The organism is Sphingobium sp. (assembly GCF_032153725.1).
Taxonomy (GTDB): Bacteria; Pseudomonadota; Alphaproteobacteria; order Sphingomonadales; family Sphingomonadaceae; genus Sphingobium.
Genome location: NZ_JALDYQ010000138.1, coordinates 1 through 4,954, shown reverse-complemented (window position 1 = coordinate 4,954; position 4,954 = coordinate 1). Strand labels below are relative to the sequence as shown.

The window sequence follows — 4,954 nt, the reverse complement described above, 5'->3', positions numbered from 1 at the left end:
GGATCACTTCGCCGCGCCGCGTTTCGCAGAAGTCGATGTCGAAGTCGGGCATCGAAACGCGTTCCGGGTTCAGGAAACGTTCGAACAGCAACCCCAATTGCAGGGGATCGAGATCGGTGATGGTGAGCGCCCAGGCCACCACCGACCCGGCGCCCGAGCCACGGCCCGGTCCCACCGGAATATCCTGATCCTTTGCCCATTTGATGAAGTCGGCGACGATCAGGAAGTAACCGGGGAAACCCATCTGGATGATGATGTCGGTTTCGAACTTCAGCCGATCGAAATAGGGCCGCCGCGCCTCCTCGCCCATGATGCCCGCCTTGGCCAGCCGTGCCTCCAACCCCTCGCTCGCCTGTTCGCGCAGCATTTCGGCCTCGCCCTCGATATCGCCCGCAAGGCTGGGGAGGATGGGCTTGCGTTTCGGGGCCGCCACCGCGCAGCGTTGCGCGACGACCAGCGTATTGGCCAGCGCTTCGGGCAGATCCTCGAACAGCCGCTTCATTTCAGCAGCCGGTTTCATCCAGGCATCGGGCGAGCTGGTGCGACGGTCGGGCGTCTCCACATAGGCGCTGTCAGCAATGCAGAGCATCACATCATGCGCTTCATGGAAATGGGGCTCGGCAAAACAGGTCGGGTTGGTCGCCACCAGCGGCAGATCGCGCGCATAGGCAAGGTCGAGCAGATCCGGTTCCGCCTTTCCTTCGACCGGGTCCAGACGACGGCAGATCTCGATATAAAGCCGCCCGGGGAAGAGCGCCTCCAGCTTTTGCGCATAGGCCAGCGCGGCTTCGGGTTGATCTTCGGCGAACAAGCGCGCCAGCGCGCCTTCACCGCCGGCGGTCAGCGCGATCAGGCCGTCCGTCCGGCCTTGCAGCGCGGCCAGGCTGACATGCGGCACCTCCTCCACGGGCCGGTCCAGATGCGCCATGGAAACCAGCGCGCACAGATTGTCATAGCCCAGGGCATCCTGCGCATAGAGGGCGATCCAGTCATGCACGGGCGCTGCTTTGGCGGGGCGATCAGGCCGCGCTATCCCGATCATCGCGCCGATGACCGGTTGCACCCCCTCTCCCTTGCAAGCGTCGGAAAAGGCCATGGAACCGTAAAGGCCGTTGCGGTCCGTGATGGCGGCCGCCGGAAACCCAAGCGCCTTGGCCTGTTTCGCGATCTTCTTGGGATCGATCGCCCCTTCCAGCATGGTGAAGGAAGAGAAAACGCGAAGGGGGACGAAACCGGCATGAGGCATGGCGCCAATCTAGGCACCCCGACCGATTCGGCGCCAGCCCCTGCGTCAAGAAAATCGCGGGTGCAATGGCGAGCCGGGCGAAAGAAGCGCCGCGATCGACCGATGGTTAACATATCTCCAAGGATTCGGATTTAAGTTCAGGCGGATCATGCGCCTATCGACCATCACCAACTATGCCTATGGAGCCACCGTAATCCTGACGCTGGCATCGGGCACACTCATGCTGATGGCGTCCGGCAGCGAAGAGAGAGAGCGGGCGGCAGTCGAGCAACGGGCTGTTTTCGATCAGACGACCGCCACGCTGGAAGAGGACGTCTATCGCCAGACCGAACAGGCGCGCGCCTATGCGATCACGGGCGATCCCTCGCACGTCATCGCCTACCGCCGGGAAAAGGCGGCGCTCCGTTCGGTCGAGCAAAGGACTGTCCATCTGCGCGACCGGGGCGCCAGCGCCGGCGAACTCGCGGCGCTGCGGCAAGGGCTGCACTGGGCCGACGGACTGAACGACGAGCAGGAAGCCGCCATCGATGCAGCGGAAAAGGGCGATCGGGAAACCGCGCGCGCGATCCTGTTCGGCGATGAATATGGCCGGGAACTGGACCGCGTCGCCGCCCAGATCGGCAAATTCCAGTATATGCTGGACCAGAGGACGGAAAGTGCCGTTCGACAGGCGACCGAAGCCGCCCGGCAATGGCGCTTCATGTCGGAAATCATGCTGGGGGCAACCGCCCTGCTGTTCCTGTGTGTCCTTTATTTCATCCTGAAGCAGCGCATATTGCGCCCGGTCGTGCGGCTGAGTGATGTGGTCACCCGGCTGGCGGCGCAGGACTTCGCCGCCATCCCGCCGGATTTCCCGCAGGTGGACGAGATTGGAGACATGGCGCAAGCCGTGCGAGTCTTTCGGGAGAACGGCCTGGAAAGGCAAAGGCTGGAGCGGGAGCGGGACGCGGATCGGGTCACGCGCGATCAGCTTTCCCGGATGACCCAGCGTTTGCAGGGTTGCGACAGCATTGGCGATCTGGTCGAGGTCGTTCGACGCTTCGCGCCGGAGATCGCCCCCGATTTCGCGGGTCGGCTGTACATCCAGGACACGCGGCGCAACATGATGTTGCAGGCCTGCGACTGGCTGACACCCCGTCAGTCCAGTCGCGAATTTCCGCCGTCAGCCTGCTGGGCGCTGCGCCGTGGGCAAAGCCACAGGCCCGCGGGCGAACAGATCGATATTCCGTGCGAGCATCTGGGCGGAGAGATCATCGTGCCCACCATCTGCATACCGCTGACGGCGCAGGGGGAGAGCATCGGCCTGCTCTACGTCGAACAGCCCGAAGATGGCCCCGCCGATCAGATCAGCCGCACCGAAAAATATCTGGAGATGCTGGCTGAAAACATCAGCCTGGCTCTGGCCAATCTGCGGTTGCGCGACGTGTTGCGGCATATGGCGATGGCCGATCCCCTGACCGGCCTTGCCAATCGGCGCCGTTTCGATGCGGTGTTCAGGGAACAGGTCGCCCATGCGGAAAGCGAGTTGACGCCCCTGGCCTGCCTGATGGTGGATATCGACCATTTCAAGCGCTTCAACGACACCTACGGCCATGATGCCGGTGATGCGGTGCTCCGCGCCGTGGGGGCTGTCCTGGATGAAGCGGTGCGTGAAAAGGATTGCGCCTTCCGCCTTGGGGGCGAGGAGTTCGTGCTGCTGATGCCCGGCTTTGCGCAGGATCAAGCCATTGATCGCGCGCTTCAGGTGCAACAGAAAGTGCAGGACCTGCGCGTCGAACATCGGGGCGAAGAGCTGGGGCCGATCACCGCCTCCTTCGGGCTGGCCATTTTCCCCGACCACGGCCGGGCGGACACATTGGTCCGGACAGCCGACGCAGCGCTGCTTCGGGCGAAGAATCAGGGTCGCAACCAGATCGTCATCGCGACGGTCCGGGACGCGGCGTCACATCTGAGCTGACGTTTCCTCCAGCAGGCCTTCATGAAGACGGACCACCCGATCCATCTTCTCGGCCAGCCGTTCATTATGCGTCGCCACCAGCGCGGCGGAGCCTTCCTCCCGCACCAGGCGCAGGAACTCCGCCAGCACGACATCGGCCGTTCGCTCATCCAGATTGCCGGTCGGTTCATCCGCCAGCACCAGAGCGGGCCGATTGGCGAGCGCCCGGGCGACCGCGACACGCTGTTGTTCGCCACCGGACAGCTGGCTTGGCCGGTGGTCGAGCCGATGGCCGAGGCCCAGCGATCCCAACAGGGATTCGGCGCGGGCCCGCGCCCAGCGAGGTCAGCAGCAGTTCCGCCCGCGCCTTCGCCGCCGCCATCTCCACGTCGCGGATCACCTGCGGAAGGACGACATTTTCGGTCGCGTTGAAATCGGGCAGCAGATGATGGAACTGATAGACGAAGCCCAGCGCATCCCGGCGCAGCCGCGTCCGCCCGTCATTGTCGAGCTTCGCCGCCTCCTCCCCCGCGATGCGGATCGATCCGTCAAAGCCGCCCTCCAGCAGCCCCACCGCCTGAAGCAGCGTCGATTTCCCCGACCCCGACGGGCCGAGCAACGCGACGATCTCTCCCGGCCCGACCGACAGATTGACACCGCGCAGCACCTCTATGGTGACGCCGCCCTGGGTGAAGCTGCGCTTCAGGCCGCCGACCTTCAAAATGTCATTCATAGCGCAGCACCTGTACGGGATCGGTATTGGCGGCCTTGAACGCCGGATAAAGCGTCGCCAGGAAACTGAAGACCAGCGCCATCAGGCAGATGATGGCGATCTCTACCGGATCGGGCTTGGCCGGCAGTTCGGTGAGGAAGCGGATCGAGGGGTCCCAGAGATTTTGCCCGGTCAGGAACTGGATCGCGTTCACCACGCTCTGGCGGAAGAACAGGAAGGTGAAGCCCAGCACCATGCCTGCCGCCATGCCCAGCGTGCCGATCGTCACGCCAACGGTCATGAATATCCTGACGAGCCCCGCGCGGCTCGCCCCCATGGTGCGCAGGATCGCGATATCGCGCGTCTTGGCGCGCACCAGCATGATCAGCGACGACAATATGTTGAACACCGCGACCAGCACGATGATCGAGAGCACCACGAACATCGCCACCCGTTCCACCGCCAGCGCTTCGAACAGGGAAGCGTTCATCTGGCGCCAGTCGGTCACGACGGCGCGCCCCGCGACCTTGCCGGCCAGCGGTTCGAGAATGGCGGCGACCTGGTCGGCATTGACCGTCTCGACCTCGATCATGCCCACGACATCGCCCAGCAACAGCAGGGTCTGGGCATCCTCCATCGGCATGACGACGAACGCCTTGTCATAATCATAGATGCCCACTTCGAAGATCGCGGCGACCTGATAGGAAACCTGCCGGGGCACGGTGCCGAAGGGCGTCGAACGCCCTGCCGGATTGATGATGGTGATGCTGTCGCCCAGCTGGATGCCCAGATTCTCCGCCAGCCGCGACCCAATGCCCACCTTCCCGCTATTGGGGGAGAGCGCGCCCAGATTCCCGGCAACGACCTTGGCCTTCAGCGTCGCATTGTTCCGAATGTCATTCACGGTCATGCCGCGCACCAGCACCGCTTCCACCCGCCCCTGAAAGCTGCCCAGCAAAGGCTGCTCGATCAGCGGCGTGGCGCTCGTGACGCCGGGAGTCGCCTTGGCTTCCTTCAGCACGGCCTTCCAGTCCGGCAGGCGCCCGCCATAGCCCTGGAC

The 4,954-nt window shown here is 64.2% G+C and carries 3 protein-coding genes and 1 pseudogene; 1 reads left to right on the top strand and 3 read right to left on the bottom strand.

Annotation, left to right across the window (positions count from 1 at the left end):
- On the bottom strand, positions 1-1,246 hold a 1,246-nt coding region (locus tag RUH75_RS23310; protein ID WP_313809591.1), incomplete at its 3' end, for a PHP domain-containing protein.
- Between the two features lie 148 nt (positions 1,247-1,394).
- On the opposite strand from RUH75_RS23310, the gene RUH75_RS23305 reads away from it, so the two are divergent.
- A complete protein-coding gene (locus RUH75_RS23305) occupies positions 1,395-3,203 on the top strand; it encodes a diguanylate cyclase (RefSeq protein WP_313809590.1) in 1,809 nt (602 codons plus the stop codon).
- Here the strand turns inward: RUH75_RS23305 and RUH75_RS23300 are convergent.
- A pseudogene (locus RUH75_RS23300) lies at positions 3,189-3,915 on the bottom strand (ABC transporter ATP-binding protein). The gene RUH75_RS23305 and the pseudogene RUH75_RS23300 sit on opposite strands and share 15 nt — an antisense overlap.
- On the bottom strand, positions 3,908-4,954 hold a 1,047-nt coding region (locus RUH75_RS23295), incomplete at its 5' end, for an FtsX-like permease family protein (protein WP_313809589.1). The gene RUH75_RS23295 and the pseudogene RUH75_RS23300, both read right to left, overlap by 8 nt.

What these genes read in the sequence shown, in the direction of transcription:
- RUH75_RS23305 (WP_313809590.1), top strand. Translation starts at nt 1,395, where the DNA reads ATGCGCCTATCGACCATCACCAACTATGCCTATGGAGCCACCGTAATC.